Here is an 18,087-nt window from a genome sequence, read left to right on the forward strand (position 1 = left end):
CAGGACGGGGTGCTTATGTTTGATAGATCGCTTCATACCGGAAATGTTGCCGTTGCTTTTGCCACCGTTGCCAGCGCGGCGGCGGACCCTTTGACCCTTGGCGTGGCAGGGGCGTTGATCTCAGGCGCGCTATCGGGGACCGAGCTTTTCAAAAACGCCAACCGCGCGCAAAAGTCGCTGGCCAAAGAGATGACGGATGTGATGCAGGCCAGCATTGCGGAGGCCGACATGCCCGAAGACCGCCGCAAACACGTCACGCAGATGTTGTCGATCTTTCCGCCGGGGATCGAAGATCTGGCACGAGGCAGCATGGTGGCAAGCACCATCGCGAACAACATGCGCGCATTTGTGGCGGCAAATGCCCGCGACGGGGTCCATAAAGGCGACGATGAACTTGATGCATATGCACAAGTGATGCGCGAAACCCTTGCCCCGTTTCTGACCCCCGACACGCTGATCGAAGGAATGCTGGCCGAGCTTCTGGCGCGCTCGGAAAAATCCGGTGATGCGGACCGTATGCGCGATGAAGGCATAACTGAGAAAGCCATCATCCGGCTGGCGCAGCGGATCGCGGGGGAAACCGACGATCTGGGCCGGGCCTGGCTGGAGCTGCAAAATGCCATGGATATCGCGGTGCGAGTGCAGCAGGAGGGGCGGGTGCCGTCAAACCACGGGGATTTCGTGGATGAGGTGCTGAAACGCGTGACGGCGCTGTCGGCGGAGGGTGAATACACCCAGGCCGGGGATGAGATCGCCGAGGCTTTGGCCAAGGTCGAGGCCGAGAAAGCCCGGCTGCTGCGCTCGGGCATTGAAATGGCGATGCTGGCCGGGGACAGCGCCCGCACCGCCGCGCTGCTGGTGCAACAGGCCGAGGCCGAGGGCTCAATTGGGTACCAAGAACTACGGGCTTTGCATAAGCCGTTCTACGAAAGAGGCCGTGACGAAGGGCTGGCGTTGGATTTGAACATCGCGATAGATTTGGCGCGGATAATACTCTCGCGCAGTCGTGATAGTGGGACACGCTGCGCAGCTTGGAACATTCTCGGGCTCTCATTGCAGGTCTCAGGAGCACATCAAGTTGATCCGTCAGGATTGGAGCGGGCTGTCGATGCCTTTCGAGAGGCGCTTGGATTTGCCGCGGATGGCTGCTCGCGTGAAGAACTCGCAATGACCCAAAACAATCTTGGAATTGCGCTGGGGCAACTGGGAGGACGCGAAGACAGCGGAGCGCTGATGGCGCAAGCTGTTTCCGCGTTCAAAGATGGGTTGAAAACCTGCTCTCAAGAACGCTCACCAGCTCGCTGGGCTTTGCTGCAAACCAATCTAGGGGCTGCACTCCAAGAATTAGGTATGCGCCAGAACAGTGCTGCAACACTTCGGGCTGCGGTTGATGCGTTTGAAAAGGCATTGCAGGAACGACACCCTACCCGAAACCCAATCGACTGGGCGGCAACTCAAAGTAATTTAGGAATAGCATATATTGAGCTTGCAAAACACGCGCAGGATCAAACCTATCTTACATTGGCGTTGCAAGCCTTCGAGTCTGCTTTGAGAGAGCGGCGGCGAGAGAAACAGCCGCTTGCTTGGGCTGAGACCCAAGACAATCGGGGCAGCGCCCTACGTTTGCTTGGGATGCTCCAGGGCGATCCTGGCCAACTTGAACTGGCTCAAATGGCCCATGAGGATGCGCTTCTAGAATTCAGCCAAGATAGGGTGCCGATGAGTTGGGCGAAGACCCAAGGCAATCTGGCCAATGTACATCTCGCGTTCTTTGATGTGACGGATGAGGCCGAGCATCTGGATCAGGCGTTGAACCACTCCCAGGCGGCGCGGGAGGTGTTCGCGCAGGCCGGGGCCAATCAGTATCTGGCAATCACTGATGCTAACATCGCCAAGATCGAAGCGCGGCGGGCGGGGTAAGGTCTGCTCGGTGCGTTAGAAATCCGGGCGGTTTTGCGGTAGGCTGGGGCAGTGAGGTTTGCAAAGGGATCGTGTGATGATCAGCGTATTGCGTCGTTTCAGTGTGATTGCCGCCCTGTCTTTGGCGGCGGGGCCGGGGTGGGCCTCGGGCGATATCCCGGCTTGGTTGCAGCGGCATGTGGGCGTGGGGGAAGGCCAGATCGCGCCGGTGGTGTTGCAGCGCGCGCGGGAGTTGCACCAACGTAAGCGGGCCGAGGGTGCGGTGCGCAACCCGTGTTACTTTGCCATGGACGCCACCCGCCCCAGCACCGGCAGCGACGGTCAGCCGGGGCGGCGGTTTTACGTGATCTGCGAGGGGGACCGGACCTTTCGCGCGACCTCCTCGGGCTATGGGAATGGCCGCAAGCTGGAGCGCGCGAATTTCGCCAATGGCCGCGAATGCGCGCGCAATTTCAGCAATGCCGAAGGATCGAAACTGACGGCGGGCGGGAATTATGTGACGGCGGAAACGCGGACCTCGTTCAAGGGCTATCACACCCAGTCGGGCAAGCGTACGCCGTTTTACCGCACCTTCATTCTGTTCGATGGTGAGGGCGAGACCCGCAACGCGCGTGAACGCGCCATCGGTGGGCACAGGGCGGCGTTTTTGCGCTGGCAATGCCGGTTTGAGAACCCCGGCAGCTCTCATGCCGATGCGGAGGGGTATGTGCCTTACGGGCGGCTGGTGGATTACACCAGTGGCCGCAGCAACGGGTGTACGACATGGTCCGAGGAGGTTTCAGCCGAGATTGTCGGGATGGTCGAGGGCAACCCGGCGGCGCTGTATATTTACCCCGAGGGCAAAGACATCAACGCCGTCGCCCGCGCGGTGCAAAAGGGGCGTTCGTTGGGCGCAGAGGGGCTTTATTGGAATGCCTCGTGCTTGGGCAAAATCGGCACGCCGAAGTTCTGGCCCAAACGCAAGCTGCAGCCGATCATCAACGACTGGCGCCGGTCGCTGCCCAAGCAGCCACCAAGGGTTTTGCCGATTTGTCAGTGATTTCGGGGTGGCATAGCCCAAGTCGCGTGCAGTCAGACGAAACCTGGTTTGACGTGTCGGTTTAAACATCCTGTGTGGGCGGAGAGCGGTCGTTCGCTGCGATAAACTTGAAGGTCTGTTTCGATTTCTAGGACTACAAATCTTTGTCTAAAGTTTTCCCTTTCCAACACCAACTGCGGAACACTCCTGAAAAACCCGGTGTTCGCAATTCGCACAGACCTTTGGGTCCAACAACGGAAGAACTTCGGCGATCGCGTCGCGTTTTGAAAGGTGGATGTGCTCTTTGGTAAGAGCTTTCATGACCTTGAAACGAGCCAGCTTGGAGATCGTCTTGGGGGTTTTGGTCTGCAGGTGGAAACTGCCACCACGGCCATGGCGGCGCTTTGCTTCTTCGATGAGCAAGTCGGCGCCGGGCATGTCGATCTCTCCCACGCCTTTAACGATAAAGATCATGTGTTTTTGCTGGGGGCGATCCTGTTCAAAACGCCGAAACTGGCGCCGGATATGTTCGACAGAACCAAAATACAACGGACCATCAAGGCGCGAGATCATAAGTTGCGGGCATTCTGGCAAGTTGTTCGATTCTGCGTTCTTGAACATACGGGTCGGTGTAGACGGGTCTGGCGCCCCGACACCGACGAATGGGTGAGCTGTCTGGTTCAGAAACAGGCCGAGCGACAGCAGGACGCCCGCGTAGATGGCGAACTCTAGATCAAGCAAGAGTGCAGAGCCAAAAGTTACCAGCGCGATCGCCGCTTCTGGTTTTGAAGTTGTCAGGATGTGACGGATTTCTCGAAGATCAATAAGGCGGAGCGCCACCAGAAGAATAACGCCCGCCATCGCTGATATTGGGACATAGGCAAAGAGTGGAGCAACGAACAACAAAATTAGGAACAGGAAGATCGCGGCGAAGAGTGCTGAGAGAGGGGTTGCTGCGCCGCTATCATAGTTGACGCCTGAACGCGTGAACGAAGCCGACCCGGGATAGCAACGGAATAGAGAGCCTACAATATTGGACAGGCCCTGCCCAACGAACTCTCGATTCCCATCGATCATCTGGCCAGATTTAAGCGCGATAGCGCGCGAGACAGACATCGCCTCAAGCAAGCCAACGATGGCGATCGCCATGGCAGAAGAACTCAGGTCCTGTACAGCACCTATACTGATCTGAGGAAAGGAGAATTCGGGGACGACCCCGTCGATACGACCGATCGTGGCAAGCCCAGTCTCCGCCCCACCCATGCCAAGGCTCAGAAGTGTGGCGAGGAACAATGCGATCAAATAATTGGGCCACGTCGGACGAAATGCCTTGACCGCAAGGCCCGCCCCAAATGCCGCGCCCGTTATGGTGACCGCGCGCCAGTCGGCCATACCAATTCCGCGCGCGAGGCCACTGACGTAGGCGCCAAGATCATCGGGGCGAGGCAGATCGATCCCCAGAGCCTTGTCCATTTGGCTTAGCGCAATCAGGATCGCTGCACCGGTAACAAAGCCGGTCATGACCGAGTGGGAAACGAAATCGACCAAGGCCCCAAGCCGCGCAAGGCCCAGAGCAAGCTGAATGATACCCACAAGCAGTGCCAGCAAGATTGCGTTTGCGATGAACTCGGGTGAGCCGGGCGCGTGTGTGCCCGCCAATGCTCCGAATACAAGAACAGAAATCGCTGTCGTTGGGCCGGAAACCGCGTGCCAGCTTGACCCGGTTAGGGCTGAGACAACCGGAGTAATCATCGCCGTGTAGAAACCGTATTCTGGCGGAAGTCCTGCAATGGCTGCGAAGGCTACGCCCTGAGGCAGAACCAGTGACGCGCCTGTCAATCCCGCGAAGAGGTCAGCGCGCAGGCTGCGCGGCGAGATCCGCCCGATCCAATCGGGGAACAGTGAAATGCTGGCAATATATCGGGCGGCACTCCGCACTATCCCGTGCATGGCTCCTCCAACTTACGACGCTTGACCAAGAGAAGCGCCTGATCAGGCGTTATTACGTGTGGGGTGCGGATATCGTTCTTGCCAAGTTGGGGGTAGTTCAGAAAAAGTAACGGGTATGAAATTTGGATATAGGGTTAAATGATCAAGGTTCAGCATATCGAAATGCTCTTGGCGATTGATCGCGCGGGCAGCATTCGCGCGGCGTCAAAGCTGTTGGGCAAAACACAGCCCGCTGTGACCAAGGCGTTGCGTCAGGCAGAGTCCGAACTGGGCGTTGCGATATTCAAACGCGCGGCCAGCGGAGTCGTCCTTACCGAAGAGGGCAAAGTTGTCCTTCGACGCGCGCGGGTTATCCAATCCGAACTTCGAAAGTTGCAGGAAGACGTGGACCAACGGCGCGGTTTAGCGACGGGGCGCCTGAACGTCACCGTGTCCCCTCTTGCCGCCAGTCGGATCGTCGGCGGCACCATCAAGCGGTTTAAACGCAAATTTCCGGGCGTACATGTTCAGATCAGCAGTGGGCATGAGCCGATGGCTTTTGGTCCTGTACGCGAAGGGCAAGTCGATCTTGTGATTGGCCCGGAACCGCATGAATCCGATTCTGCCGGATTGTCTGTACATTTTTTGGTGGAAACTTCGATTGTGGTCATCACTGGTTCTACGTCGAAATGGAAGAACGCAACCTCGCTAGCGGACGTTCTTGAGGGGGACTGGCTGATGATTGGAACGCGCGCGCGGCTTCCGTTTTTACAGCAGCGCTTTTTTGGACTTGGCCTAACCCCGCCTGAGCCAATGATCACATCAGATTCGATTATTAGCGTGCTCTCAATGGTTCAGGACAGCGACCTACTGTGCACCTTTCCGGAAATGTTGCTTGATGAGGCAGAGACCAAATGGCGGATCAGGGCACTTGATTTACGCGAGCCGCTGCAATCCGCCCGTGTCGCCATTACAATGTCATCAGAACGCCCCCCAACACCTGCGGTTCAATATTTCTGCGACTGTGCGCTGCAGGTGTCAAAGAACGAATTCGGCTGACATATTCCTAAAGGTAATATCCATAAACATTTGAGACCTCCCAGGTGAGGCCCGTGTCCTGTAGTTTCTCCTAGTCTGGATCAGCGCCCGTTGGGGCTGCCGGAAATTGGGGAGGGAGACATGAACATTCTATTCATCATGTATGACCAGCTGCGGTTTGATTACCTCAGCTGTGCGGGCCATCCCTTTTTACATACCCCGAACTTCGACCGCGTCGCGGCAAATGGCGTGCGGTTCACAAACGCATATGTTCAGTCACCAATCTGCGGTGCGTCGCGGATGAGCTTTTATACCGGGCGCTATGTCTCGTCGCATGGAGCGCAGTGGAACGGCTTTCCTTTACGTGTAGGAGAAGTGACGCTGGGTGATCACCTGCGAGAACACGGCATGGATTGCTGGCTTCTTGGCAAGACCCATATGAAGGCTGATGCCAAAGGGATGGCACGGCTTGGCCTGTCGGCAGACAGCACCATAGGTGCACGGCAATCCGATTGCGGCTTCGATGCCTGGGCGCGCGATGATGGTCTTTGGGGGCAAGGGCCCGATGGGCTCTATGACAGTAAGCGGTCCCCTTACAACGAGTATCTAAAATCCAAGGGATATGATGGGGAAAACCCTTGGGCGGACTACGCAAATGCTGGGATTAGCGATGATCAGATCGCCTCTGGCTGGATGTTCCGGAATGCCGACAAACCCGCCAATATCCGCGAAGAGGACAGCGAAACACCCTGGCTCACTTCGGAAGCGATACGTTTTATCGACGAGACTAAAGGCCCTTGGTGCGCCCATGTCTCGTTTATTAAGCCGCATTGGCCCTATATTGTGCCGTCCCCGTATCACGACATGTACGGTCACAACCAAATTCAGCAGCCACGGCGTCATGCGTCGGAGCTTGATAAGCCGCACCCCGTTTTGGCCGCCTATCAAGACACGCGCGTAGCCACTGCATTCCAACAGGATGATGTCCGCGAGAAAGTCATCCCTGCCTACATGGGACTAATCAAACAATGTGATGACCAGCTGGGTCGTCTGTTGGACCATCTGGAAGCCAGCGGTCAGATGAAGGACACCATGATCGTCTTGACGTCAGATCATGGTGACTATCTGGGCGACCACTGGTTGGGCGAGAAAGACTTCTTCCATGAGGCCGCCGTTAAAATTCCTCTGATCATATTCGATCCCCGGGCCGGCGCAGACTCTACGCGCGGTACGACGTGCGATGCGCTGGTAGAGTCAATCGACTTGGCGGCGACTTTTGTCGAAGCCGCAGGTGGCGAGGTGCCAGACCATATCATTGAGGGCAAATCCTTGATGCCGTGGCTGCGTGGTGAAACGATCGACGGTTGGCGAGAGTATGTCATCAGCGAATATGACTATTCGGTCACGCCGCGCTGCAAAGCCCTGGGTGTCAGCCCCCGCGATGCACGCATGTTCATGGTCTTTGATGGCCGCTGGAAACTGATCCATTTCGAAGGCGGATTCCGCCCGATGCTGTTCGATCTGGAAACAGACCCTGATGAGTTCACAGATCTTGGCGCAGATCCCGCGTTTCAGGACCAAATCGACCGCTTGTATGGCTACCTTGGCGCTTGGGGGCGGCGCATGTCGCAACGCGTGACGGTGTCTGACACGGATATTCAGAATATGCGCGGGGCCTCCCTGAGGCGGGGCATCATGCCCTTCCTTGTTGATGGAAGTGAAGTACCAGCTGAACTGACGCAGAAGTACCACGGCCCAGTCCGCCAGACGTTCGTTCCAATGACTCAGAGCGAGGAGGAAAACCATGGAAATTGATCCCCCTAACAAGGGCCAAGTGTTCGATAAACACTTTGCCGATCGTATCGCTGTTCTCTTCGCGGCAGTCATCGTCCTGTATTCCGCATCTGGTCCGATCAGCGAATTCGTTCGTTGGTTTATCGAGACGACCACGCCCGCGTTTGACGAAATGAGCCGCAGGGACCAGCGCGTCTTTTTGCGCGAACATTGGTTGGGAAGCACCTATCGCAGCTTCGAGCAATCGTTCCTGCTGCCAACAGGTCTGATCATCGGCCTGCCCATTGTACTTAGTTTTGTCGTCACACTTCTGACCCTGCACCGCAAAGAAGGTCTGCGCTGGCTCAACTGGACAATGGCTGGTCTGGCCGTCGCTGCGTTCGTCAGTTGGATTGTCGTGATCTTTGCCAGCGACGCTGGTGTTCTACCGTCGGCCCGTGCGCTCGACTATGTCATGTTCCCGCTCGCATCAGTGATCACCCTGTACCTGACCTATCGCCTATTTGGTGGGTTCATCGTGGCCTTTTGTCTATTCTGGGTGATCTACTTCTTCGTCAAAGGATTCTTGCCGGAATGGACTGGCATCCTTGCCGGGTCCGAATCCACCTTCGGGCAGAACCTGCGCCAGATGATCCTGCAGTTCTGGGCGCAGACCGGAGGCATGTTCGGCCAACCGATCCAGGTGGTAACCGGCAACGTTCTGATTTTCATCGTCTTTGGCGCCGTGCTTATGGCCAGCGGAGCAGGTGATTTGCTGATGAAAATCGCGAACCGCCTAACCGGAGGCTTCGTTGGTGGTGCGGCACATGCGGCCGTTGCGTCTTCGGCGCTCTTTGGCACCCTGTCAGGTGCAGCGATCTCGAACGTGGTCTCGACTGGCGTCATGACCATCCCCGTGATCCGCAAAGCAGGCTTTCGCCCACCATTTGCCGGGGCCGTCGAGGCAGCTGCGTCGACCGGTGGCCAGATTATGCCACCGGTGATGGGCGTCGTCGCCTTCTTCGTCGCTGGCCAGATCGGGTTGGAATATCGCTATATCGTCGTTGCAGCGATCCTGCCCGCGATCTTCTATTATCTCGGCACCTTTTTGGCGGTCTATTTCGAGGCTCGCAAACTAGGCATCGGTGCCCTGCCAGAACATGAACGTCCGAAACTGACCCGCAAGGAAAGGGTGCAATGCCTTGTTTTCGTGGCACCACTGGGCACGCTCAGCTACTTTCTGTTCGCCCAGCCCTCTGTGCCGAAAGCTGGCTTCTATGGTCTGATCGTCGCTCTTCTGTCCGCCACGATACTGTTCCGCGAGTTCCGTTCGCGCGACAAAATCTGGCGCGCCTTTGTGGATGCAGGCCGCATGGCTGCTTCCATTGTCGTGATCGTGACCGCGATTGGCCTGATCGTTGGGCTAATCCAAACCTCTGGCTTTGCCGGTCGCCTGTCGCTGCTGTTGGCAGAGGTCGCCTCTGGGCCGATGCCAATCGTGTTGCTGGTTGTCGCCTTGGGTGCCATCGTTCTGGGGATGGGGCTGCCACCGGGTGCCACCTACTTTATCATTGTGATCGCGCTTAGCTCGGGCATCGACACCGTAGGCATCGCTCCGCTTAGCTTACACCTGTTCGTGGTGTTCTTCGCCATGATGTCGACGGTAACACCCCCGGTTGCCTTGGCCGCTTTTGCTGCCGCGCCAATCGCCGGGGCCGACCCGATCCGCACCGGGTTCGAAGCAGCCAAGATCTCGCTTGCGGGTTTCTTGATCCCCTTCGTCTTCGTCTATCACCCGGCGGTTCTGTACAAGCTACAGGTCCTCTTCGAGTGGTTTGGTGAAGACCGGGTCAGCTCGAAAGCGATGATCGATGTCTCGACCGTCACTTGGTTCGACTTCGGATGGATCGTCGTCGCCTTTATTCTTGCCATGTGGTTGATCGCTTCAGCTCTGGCAGGATTCGACAGAAAACGATTGACGCCTGTCGAACGCATCCTGCGCATCGCGCTTGGCGGCGCGGCCTTGTTGCCGCAACTGGCCATCGCGGTGCCCACAGCCGCAGCAGGGCTTGCCCTGATCGTAATTGGGCCTCGTTTGGCAAAGAACGCAGGACCTGCAACCAACTAAACTAAATTAATCGCACCGAATAGGGAGGAAACCCGATGCGAAACATGACCCTTGCAGCCATTGCTGCCACAACCCTAACGGCCGGTGCCGCCCTCGCCGATACGACCCTTAAAATGGCCACCATCGAGCCCAGCCTTGGCCAAGCCATTACGATGGCCACCTTCGCCAACGTGGTGAACGGACATCTTGACGATGTTCAGATTGAGGTCGCCGGTGGTGGTGCCGCGACCGTCCACCAATTGGAAACCGCACGCGGGAACCTTGACATGTACATGGTGTCTCCCACCATCTACAATTTCATCTCCAAAGGCGCGGCCATGTACAAGAACGAGGCCGACGCAGCCGAGGCGTCAAAGAACCTTGCCCTGCTGATGTGGTTCCCCTATGGCCAGTATCACTACGCCGTTCGCGGCGACAGCGACCTAGAACTGCTGGATGACATCGAAGGCGCGACCGTCTTCCTTGGCCCCGCAGGCGGCGGCGCATTCAACGCAGCCAAAGGCTGGATCGCGGCAACCACGGGACTTGTCGCTGGAGAGGATTACGAGGCCATCACCGCCAACTGGGCGACCGGCTTTCAGTCCTTCCTTGATGGCAAGATCGATATGTACGTGAACGGCTGCATCGACCCCTGCCAGCAGTTCATCCAGTTTACCGAAACTGAAAGCATTCGTTTCATTGGGCCGGAAAGCCACGAAGGCGAAGCGGTGACCAAATTCTTGGGCAACTTCCGCTATCTTGCGGAAATTCCGGACGGTCTCTACGAAAACCAAGTCAACGAAGGTCCTGTCATGTCGAATGACACGGCCGTGGGCATCGGTGTGCGCGCTGACCTTGATGAAGAGACCATTTATCAAGTGACCAAGGCCTTCTGGGACAACGTCGGCGGCATCACGTCGGATGCGCCTTGGGCCAAAGTGCTGAACCTAGAGTTCGCGGCTCAGTCGCTGGCCAACATGCCCCTGCACCCTGGCGCTGCGCGTTACTACAAAGAAGTCGGTGTTCTGAAGTAACATCGGCCGTCCGGGGCCCAAGGAGGGGCCCCGGACCCTATCACGGCGAAGGAAAAAAACTGTGTTTATCCGCAGAACCACCTACCGGCTTGCTCCGGATTTCGACACGCCTGACGGGCAAGCCCAGTTTGAAGGGGAAATGCGCGCCAATATCCGGCCCGAAAATATTGAAGGGCTGATTAGCACCTCTCATGTCCCGAACGAGGACGGCAGTTGGACTGTGGTTGCTGTCTGGGAAACCAAGGTCAACGCGATGGCGGCTGTCGGCAGAATCCGCGAGGAATGGGATCGGCAAGCCTCAAGACTGGTGGAAGGTCCACTGATTGAAACCGCTGGTATTGGCATTTGGGAGGCCGGATAGCGCGCAACATTAAGCAGTCCTCGCGCTTCTCGCAACGACCAGTGGATACACTTCTTGCACCCGCTGCAGCCTTGACTGCTGGTGCCCTGTTCGGGGCAAACATCCACGTGCAAAGATCAGCGCTTGGCTCAACAGACCCTCTTGTCGGTGCGTTTTACTCTGTCGCGGCAATGGCCGGATTGTTTTGGCTAATCTCGCCGTTCTTCATCAAGTTAGATTGGTTTTGGTCAACGCCAGCCATCTTCTTTGCGATTGGTGGATTGGTCTTTCCCGCACTTGGGCAAAGCTTTCAAATCTTTTCGATCCAGCGGGTCGGCCCCGCCCTTACAGCCGCAATTGGATCATTTGTCCCGTTCTTTGCTGCAGTGCCTGCGGTCCTGTTTCTTGAAGAGTCATTGGGTCTTCAGGGCACGCTTGCCATGACTTTGATGGTTGGAGGGCTCATATTCGCCGCATGGCCGAAAGAGGGTGTTGCGCGCAGTTTTCCGCTTTGGGTATTAGCCTTGCCCTTGGGGGCGGCCTTGGCCCGGGGGATTGTCCAGCCGGTAACAAGTGCAGGTTTGTCGATCGGTGGGAATGCGGTTTTTGCAACGCTCCTGCAGTCAAGCGTTTCAGCCTTGGTATTGCTCTGCCTATTGGTAGCAACAGGTCGTGGCGGCCAAGCAGTCTTCGCAGGGCCGGGTAAGAACCGCTTCCTTTTCAGCGGGCTGGTCAACGGTTTGGGCATTCTTTGCGTAAACTTCGCATTGATGCATGGCGAGGTGACAGTCGTTGCTCCATTGATCTCGACAACCCCGATTTGGGCCGTTGGGTTCGGATTGTTGGGCATAGGTCCAGAGCGGCCACACCTGCGTCATGCAGTAGTCGCGGTGATGGTTTTCACCGGTGCCTTGCTTTTGTTAAGCCGCTAGATCTTTTCTGGTGCCTATTTCGGAAAGTTGAGCTTTTAAACTTGAGCACAGAGCGGACATTTGGGCGAGTGGGCTGGTATGGCCGCTTTGGGCCGTTTAGTTTGGGAGCCCGACAGGTGCCGGAAGCCTCAATACAGCGGTGAACTACCCGACAGCGTTTGTCCGCGGCATCCCAGCGCTTCTATATCAAGCGGGAAAAGCGCCGGTTGGACTCTGGCCAATCCACACCCATGGCTATGGAGACGAACACCCCCATGGCGATTGAGCCGATCCACACCGTCGACGTAAAACCGACATCCAGCAAACTGACCGGTGCGCTTGGGAACATGGTGAAGATGCTGCCCGCCATGAAGCTGGTCAACGCAGTCCACTGATAGATCTTGAGGCCGCCAATGATCTGGGTTTGTGGTTCACCGCGATAAGCTTCCTCCACGAACCGGGCCAAACCGTTGAACATCAAATAGCACCCGATAACAAAGCTGGCCGGGGCACCGATCAGCAGCAGTCTTATTAGTATAAGACCGATCAGCACATTGCTCAGCATTGAATAGACCGGGGTCGGGTGCAAAGGCTGCCCTTCCAGACCCGAGACCTGAAGAACCCTTGATCGCTCGTGCCGATAGCAAATTCCGGCACTGTCACAGGTCTTGGCACCATGGCAGCAGCCCTGCACCAGACAACGAAAGCGGCCTATGGCCTGGACCCAGGGAGCGGCTATGGCTAGGGCCGCACCGATAGCCAGCATATTTTGCGCGAACACCCAGTTTGCCAGCACAATGCCCAGCCCAGCCCCGATCACCCCGCCATAATACCCAAAAGGTCTGAGAAGCTTTTTCGAGCCGACCAGGATCTGCCCCCATATTCCGGCACAAATTACGATTGAGACGCTGATCATCAGACTCGCCCAGAAGGCCTCGCCCCCCAGGAAATAGCCCACGATCAAAAAGCCAACCGTAGCCCCCATTCCCGCGTATATCCCGTGGTTGATGATCCGGATCGGGCCTATGCGCCATTCCTTCCATGAGTTCGCGATGCCCTCGGTACCCACCAGCACCCAACGCCAGATGCGCTGGCGTGCGGTGACCGCCACATAGGCCGCAATGCCCGCTACAACATCTGCGATGGCGTGCATGCCGGTTGTCCAGCAACTGATCACGGCCAACCCTGCGAACAACCAAAGCCAGATGCGCAGACCCGGGAAGGTGCCGATATAAAGCCGGACGGCCAGAAGCAGCCAGATGACATGAAACGCCGGGAATGCGGTGACAGGACGATCGAACTGTTGCTGAAGCAAGAGCAGATCACTGAGTGGGGTATTTGCGCCCAGCTCCCGGAACGGCGCCACCACGGGGACCGTCAAGTAGAACGGAATTGTCAGGGCCGTGGCCACAAGCCCTCCAACCGCGAAATTACGCAACACGCTCTGGCGCTGGGCTGCAAATGGCGCCAAGGCCACTAAAGGGTAGACCAGGGCATAGGGTATGACGCTAGCTCCCCAGACGGGCAGGTCTGTCTCAAAGGTAAGCGTAGAGGTCAGCACCGGTTGGACCACGCCTATATATTCGACCATTTCGTAGATCATTAGCCACGGCAGCAAAACCAGGGCCACCACTGATATACGGTCCTGCCAACTGGGCTCGGTCGTGCCGGCCGATGGCAAGCGCAGCCACGGCGCTGTCACCTGATCACCAAACCGGCGAACCAGATCCGGACGTTCATAGCCCCAGACCAGAGAGGTACAGGCTAAGACAACGATTGGCGTGACCACCCACAATCCCGCGCCCGAACCGGCCGCAAGAGAGACACCAAAACAGGCCAGAACAAACCCCACATAGATCGGATGGCTGAGCCAACGGAACACACCTTGGCGGACATAGTTCGTTGGCGGATATGCATTCATCGGAAGCCCGCGCCCATGCACCCAGAGCGCCTGCATCCCGGCTGCGATCAGAATGAGACCGATACCGATCAGAAACAGGCCAACATAGGGCACAGCGGGGACCATTGGTGTCTGCAGAGGCTCCAGCCTAATCGCCCAGATCACCAGAAACACCGGCACCAGCAGGCAAAACAGCAATCCATATAGAAGCTTACCCCAAAAGGCCGTTTCATTCAGGCCAGACAACGGTTTCATGGATTACCCATCCTTCGATCACTTTGCCGTTCTGAAAAGTTAGCGCGCCACGGCCCAGCTGTTTGTGCTCGTGGACCTGCAGCAACGCAGCCGGCGCCAGTTTGTGTACTGCGGGCACTTTTGACAGGATATTTGGCCCCAGATGGCCCTGACGCAGCGTTTCCACCGGCTCAATCTCAAGCCGAAAATCCGGCCCCTGCACGTGGCTTTGACAGAGACTGGCAAGTGTCACCGGCGCGCCATTGTGAAACAGCAGCCACCTTGGGTGTTCGCCTTTCCATTCAATCCAAACAATGGTGTCGGTTTCCGAGACGAACCGCCCCCAGATCAATTCCTGCAAGCCAAGTCGCCACGGCAAAATGTCCAAATCCAGCCGTTCGCAATAGCCCAAAGCCTCCACATGCATCCCGCCGGCAGTGGACAAATGCACCCTGGAGCCTGGCTGCATGCAATGCCAATCCACCCGCCCGTCTGGGCTAGAGAGAAGCTCCTTGTGCACCGGATAGCACAACGGCTCCCATTGGCCATCCACTCCCAATCCGGCATGATGCCATTTCAAGGACTTCCCCGCAGCTACCGGAGCCCCTTTGCGATCAAATTTGGGCCCTTGCGAATGACCACGAATGCCGACCGAATGAACGGTATCAGCATAGCAAAGGTATAGCCCGGCAAACTGCAGCTCCGCGAAATACCCGATGAAGTATTCGCCCGCTTCCGTGACCGCATCCATATAATATTTGCTGAGTGAGAAACTGGTGGCCATGAACTTTAATGAATGAGTTTCAGCGCAATTGATACATCATTGCTCCGCCGGGAACAAAGTGCGTCTTGGGTAGTCTGGAAAAAAACTCCGAGGCAAATCCTTAGTTGAGATCATGCTACAGCTATGGACGTCTGGTTGCAGGTCCGCACCGCAGCATACGATGGTAAATGTAAATGTCGGCAATGGGCCGTACGTGAAGACGGCCAAGTTGTTAGATTTCAATGGCCTCTGCAGTCGCAAGAGCATCTTCCAGTTCAACGCCGAAATACCGGACTGTGCTGTCCATTTTTGTGTGCCCAAGTAGCAGCTGGACCGCCCTCAGGTTGGCGGTCTTCTTGTAGATCTGTGTAACTTTTGTCCTCCGCAGCGAATGCGTTCCGTATGCGCTGGCCTCCAGACCGATCGACGTGACCCAATCCTTGACGATCCGGGCGTACTGGCGTGTCGCGATGTGTAGACGTTCATGGAACCGATCTGGCCATAGGTACTCCGAGCCGACCATGAGCTCATCTTCCATCCACTTGGCGACAGAGGCGCGTGTGCCTTCGGATATCTCAAATCGCACAGGTTTCTGTGTCTTGCTTTGTAGCACCGATGCCCGTTCTTTGATCTGACCAGACGCCATGACGTACACGACTTTCATCTTCACCAAGTCACAGCCGCGCAGCTTGCTGTCGATTGCCATATTGAACAGCGCGAGGTCTCGATGGTTCTCGGCCAGTTCAAGTCGAACACGGATTGCCCAGACGTGTTTTGGTTTCAGTGGCCGCTTCTGACCGACGATGCGTCCCTTGTTCCAAGCAGGGCGAAGCGCACGAATGGCTGGTAGGTTTGGTGTTTGCATGACTGACCCTCCGATCCGCCATGCGCTCCCAAAGCGACAACCCGACGTTGACGATGCTACCATATCACAGGATGCTGCGTCGCATCCGAGGTCGGCAACGAGGCCAACTTGCCCAATGTTGCGTAATGCACAAATGTCGGCTCCCGTTGCAGTGCGACGGGACTTAATATAGCTTCTCCGTGTGAAATACTTTCGACACATAATTTCATTGGTGCTCGTAGCTTTTCTGGTCTTGGTGACGGGACTGGGCGGTGCAACACATGCGTTGTCGAATGATTGTGCTAACGGGCATTGCGATGACCACATGTCCGCGACCGTTATGGAACACCATGCCGGACCCGTTTCGGGGGGAGCAACGGATAGCACCCCGCGAGGATCGCACGCAATGGAGCATGATGAATGCAGTCCGATATTGTGCAATGGTCTCGCGCTCACCGTAGTTTCATCTGAAGCAGTTTTTGACCAGTCTGAGGCCACTTTGGCTTGGCAGGTTTCAAGCCTCTCGACGCTTGAAGAACCGGACAACCCGGACAGACCACCTAACCTCTGAAACAGATTTCCGACGCCGTTCACGGTTGTGAACGCGTCCCGATGTGCCGCGACGTGTTCGCGGCTCGCCCAAGTTTCACATGGTTAGGATTACTACATGAACCGAAAATATCTCCTGATCGGTGCATGCGCCGTGACAGCCGCTGCTGCCTATTTCTTACTACGCCCTGCACCCGCCAATGATGTTACGAGTCCGACACCGCCCGAAGGCGGCGCAATGGTCGCAATCCAGATGCCTCTGTCTGACGTCAGCGCCTATGGGTCCATTTAGGGCTATTTGCTAAGAGAGGGTTTGTTGCTCATCGTAGCCACCGAGGAGTGGACGATGAGAAAGACAACGAAGAGCCCCGGCGAGAAGATCGTGAAAGATATTAAACGTGCAACGCGCAAGCACTATTCATCTGAAGAGAAGATCAGGATCGTGTTGGATGGTCTGCGTGGTGAAGACAGCATTGCTGAGCTGTGCCGCCGTGAAGGGATATCGCAGGGCATCTACTACAAATGGTCGAAGGACTTCATGGAAGCTGGAAAGAAGCGGCTTGCTGGGGGCACGGCACGGGCCGCTAACACTGATGAGGTCAAGGAACTGCGTCGCGAGGCTCAGGACCTGAAGGAGGTGGTTGCGGAGCAGACGCTCGAACTGCGGCTTCTCAAAAAAAGCATGTTCGACGGTGGGGGCGACCACGAATGAGATACCCTGCATCTGAGAAGCTTGAAATCATCCGACTGGTTGAAGAAAGCCATCTGTCAGCGCGTCAGACCTTGGGCAAGCTAGGCATCCCTCGCACCACGTTCTATCGCTGGTATGACCGGTACCTTCAGCGCGGGGAGGCCGGATTGCAGGACCAATCTCCCAAGCCAAAACACGTCTGGAACCGGGTGCCTAACGACGTGAAGCGCAATGTTGTCGACTTCGCCTTGAAAGAGACGGAGCTGTCACCCCGCGAACTGGCAGTGATGTTCACGGATCAAGAACGGTACTTTGTGTCAGAATCCACTGTCTATCGCGTGCTCAAGGCCCATGACCTGATCACCAGCCCAGCCTTCATCGTCATGAAAGCCGCCAGCGAGTTCAAAAACAAAACAACTGCGATCAATCAGCTTTGGCAAACCGACTTCACCTACATCAAGGTTCTGGGCTGGGGCTGGTTCTATCTCAGCACGGTCCTCGACGATTACAGCCGCTACATCGTCTCGTGGAAGCTCTGCACCAACATGCGGGCGCAAGACGTGACCGACACGCTGGACATGGCGTTGGGGGCATCGGGCTGTGATCAGGCATGTCGTTCACAAGCCACGTCTGCTCAGCGACAATGGGTCCAGCTATGTCTCAGGCGACCTGGCAGAATGGTTGAAAGACAAAGGCATGAAGCACTCACGCGGCGCACCATATCATCCGCAAACGCAAGGCAAGATCGAACGATGGCACCAAACCCTGAAGAACCGCATCCTGCTAGAAAACTACTTCCTGCCGGGTGACCTCGAAGCGCAAATCGAAGCCTTCGTCGATCACTACAATCATCAGCGATATCACGAGAGCATCAACAACGTCACACCCGCCGACGTCTACTTCGGGCGTGACAAAGCCATTCTAAAGCAAAGGGAAAGGATCAAACGGAAGACACTCGAAGCGCGACGCTTGCATCACCGCAAACAAGCCGCATAATTAAACCAACCCGATGAGCCAAAATCTCTCTTATCTTTGG

The 18,087-nt window shown here is 56.7% G+C and carries 13 protein-coding genes and 1 pseudogene; 10 read left to right on the forward strand and 4 right to left on the reverse strand.

The window, feature by feature from the left end; all coding sequences use genetic code 11:
- Positions 1-15: 15 nt before the first annotated feature.
- On the forward strand, positions 16-1,920 hold the full coding sequence (locus ATO10_RS09255) for a tetratricopeptide repeat protein (RefSeq protein WP_035250814.1): 1,905 nt from the start codon (positions 16-18) through the stop codon (positions 1,918-1,920).
- Between the two features lie 76 nt (positions 1,921-1,996).
- Positions 1,997-2,959 (forward strand): murein L,D-transpeptidase catalytic domain family protein, encoded by a 963-nt coding sequence (locus ATO10_RS09260; protein ID WP_035250815.1) that lies wholly within the window; start codon positions 1,997-1,999, stop codon positions 2,957-2,959.
- A 147-nt stretch (positions 2,960-3,106) separates the two neighbouring features.
- Here the strand turns inward: ATO10_RS09260 and ATO10_RS09265 are convergent, their stop codons facing one another.
- A complete protein-coding gene (locus ATO10_RS09265; protein ID WP_035250816.1) occupies positions 3,107-4,888 on the reverse strand; it encodes a SulP family inorganic anion transporter in 1,782 nt (593 codons plus the stop codon).
- A 162-nt stretch (positions 4,889-5,050) separates the two neighbouring features.
- Between ATO10_RS09265 and ATO10_RS09270 the strand changes: the two genes are divergently transcribed.
- From ATO10_RS09270 to ATO10_RS09295, 6 genes are all read left to right on the forward strand, one after another.
- On the forward strand, positions 5,051-5,926 hold the full coding sequence (locus ATO10_RS09270) for a LysR family transcriptional regulator (protein WP_238323453.1): 876 nt from the start codon (positions 5,051-5,053) through the stop codon (positions 5,924-5,926).
- 120 nt (positions 5,927-6,046) lie between these two features.
- Entirely contained in the window at positions 6,047-7,720 is a 1,674-nt protein-coding gene (locus ATO10_RS09275; protein ID WP_051598055.1) for a sulfatase-like hydrolase/transferase, read from the forward strand.
- Positions 7,710-9,806, forward strand: a complete 2,097-nt coding sequence (locus ATO10_RS15960) for a TRAP transporter permease (RefSeq protein WP_051598056.1) — start codon at positions 7,710-7,712, stop codon at positions 9,804-9,806. The genes ATO10_RS09275 and ATO10_RS15960 overlap by 11 nt, the downstream gene beginning before the upstream one ends.
- A gap of 35 nt (positions 9,807-9,841) precedes the next feature.
- Positions 9,842-10,819, forward strand: coding sequence for a TAXI family TRAP transporter solute-binding subunit (locus ATO10_RS09285; protein WP_035250818.1), 978 nt, complete (start codon positions 9,842-9,844; stop codon positions 10,817-10,819).
- A 61-nt stretch (positions 10,820-10,880) separates the two neighbouring features.
- Positions 10,881-11,180: a hypothetical protein gene (locus ATO10_RS09290; protein WP_035250819.1), complete on the forward strand. Its 300-nt coding sequence runs from the start codon at positions 10,881-10,883 to the stop codon at positions 11,178-11,180.
- A gap of 41 nt (positions 11,181-11,221) precedes the next feature.
- The gene (locus ATO10_RS09295) at positions 11,222-12,091 is read left to right on the forward strand and encodes an EamA family transporter (RefSeq protein ID WP_162174091.1); all 870 of its coding nucleotides are present in this window, start codon (positions 11,222-11,224) and stop codon (positions 12,089-12,091) included.
- A 181-nt stretch (positions 12,092-12,272) separates the two neighbouring features.
- On the opposite strand, the gene ATO10_RS09300 is transcribed toward ATO10_RS09295, so the two are convergent.
- The 3 genes from ATO10_RS09300 to ATO10_RS09310 all read right to left on the reverse strand — a co-directional run bounded on the left by ATO10_RS09300 (position 12,273) and on the right by ATO10_RS09310 (position 15,832).
- A complete protein-coding gene (locus ATO10_RS09300) occupies positions 12,273-14,225 on the reverse strand; it encodes a prolipoprotein diacylglyceryl transferase family protein (protein ID WP_051598057.1) in 1,953 nt (650 codons plus the stop codon).
- Positions 14,200-14,955: a hypothetical protein gene (locus ATO10_RS09305; RefSeq protein ID WP_162174092.1), complete on the reverse strand. Its 756-nt coding sequence runs from the start codon at positions 14,953-14,955 to the stop codon at positions 14,200-14,202. Before ATO10_RS09305 ends, ATO10_RS09300 begins: the two co-directional genes overlap by 26 nt.
- Positions 14,956-15,199: 244 nt before the next feature.
- Entirely contained in the window at positions 15,200-15,832 is a 633-nt protein-coding gene (locus tag ATO10_RS09310) for a tyrosine-type recombinase/integrase (protein ID WP_035250822.1), read from the reverse strand.
- Between the two features lie 646 nt (positions 15,833-16,478).
- Between ATO10_RS09310 and ATO10_RS16400 the strand changes: the two genes are divergently transcribed.
- Positions 16,479-16,652, forward strand: coding sequence for a hypothetical protein (locus ATO10_RS16400; protein ID WP_155886734.1), 174 nt, complete (start codon positions 16,479-16,481; stop codon positions 16,650-16,652).
- 54 nt (positions 16,653-16,706) lie between these two features.
- Positions 16,707-18,047: pseudogene (locus ATO10_RS09320) on the forward strand (IS3 family transposase).
- Positions 18,048-18,087: the final 40 nt, after the last annotated feature.

The sequence above is a fragment of the Actibacterium atlanticum genome (assembly GCF_000671395.1).
Taxonomy (GTDB): domain Bacteria; phylum Pseudomonadota; class Alphaproteobacteria; order Rhodobacterales; family Rhodobacteraceae; genus Actibacterium_D; species Actibacterium_D atlanticum.

Excerpts from the sequence above, each read along its gene's own strand:
- ATO10_RS09275 (WP_051598055.1), top strand. The coding sequence starts at position 6,047 with ATGAACATTCTATTCATCATGTATGACCAGCTGCGGTTTGATTACCTC.
- ATO10_RS09285 (WP_035250818.1), top strand. The coding sequence starts at position 9,842 with ATGCGAAACATGACCCTTGCAGCCATTGCTGCCACAACCCTAACGGCC.
- ATO10_RS09305 (WP_162174092.1), bottom strand. The coding sequence starts at position 14,955 with ATGGATGCGGTCACGGAAGCGGGCGAATACTTCATCGGGTATTTCGCG.
- ATO10_RS09270 (WP_238323453.1), top strand. The coding sequence starts at position 5,051 with ATGCTCTTGGCGATTGATCGCGCGGGCAGCATTCGCGCGGCGTCAAAG.
- ATO10_RS09255 (WP_035250814.1), top strand. The coding sequence starts at position 16 with ATGTTTGATAGATCGCTTCATACCGGAAATGTTGCCGTTGCTTTTGCC.
- ATO10_RS09260 (WP_035250815.1), top strand. The coding sequence starts at position 1,997 with ATGATCAGCGTATTGCGTCGTTTCAGTGTGATTGCCGCCCTGTCTTTG.
- ATO10_RS09300 (WP_051598057.1), bottom strand. The coding sequence starts at position 14,225 with ATGAAACCGTTGTCTGGCCTGAATGAAACGGCCTTTTGGGGTAAGCTT.
- ATO10_RS15960 (WP_051598056.1), top strand. The coding sequence starts at position 7,710 with ATGGAAATTGATCCCCCTAACAAGGGCCAAGTGTTCGATAAACACTTT.
- ATO10_RS09310 (WP_035250822.1), bottom strand. The coding sequence starts at position 15,832 with ATGCAAACACCAAACCTACCAGCCATTCGTGCGCTTCGCCCTGCTTGG.
- ATO10_RS16400 (WP_155886734.1), top strand. The coding sequence starts at position 16,479 with ATGAACCGAAAATATCTCCTGATCGGTGCATGCGCCGTGACAGCCGCT.
- ATO10_RS09265 (WP_035250816.1), bottom strand. The coding sequence starts at position 4,888 with ATGCACGGGATAGTGCGGAGTGCCGCCCGATATATTGCCAGCATTTCA.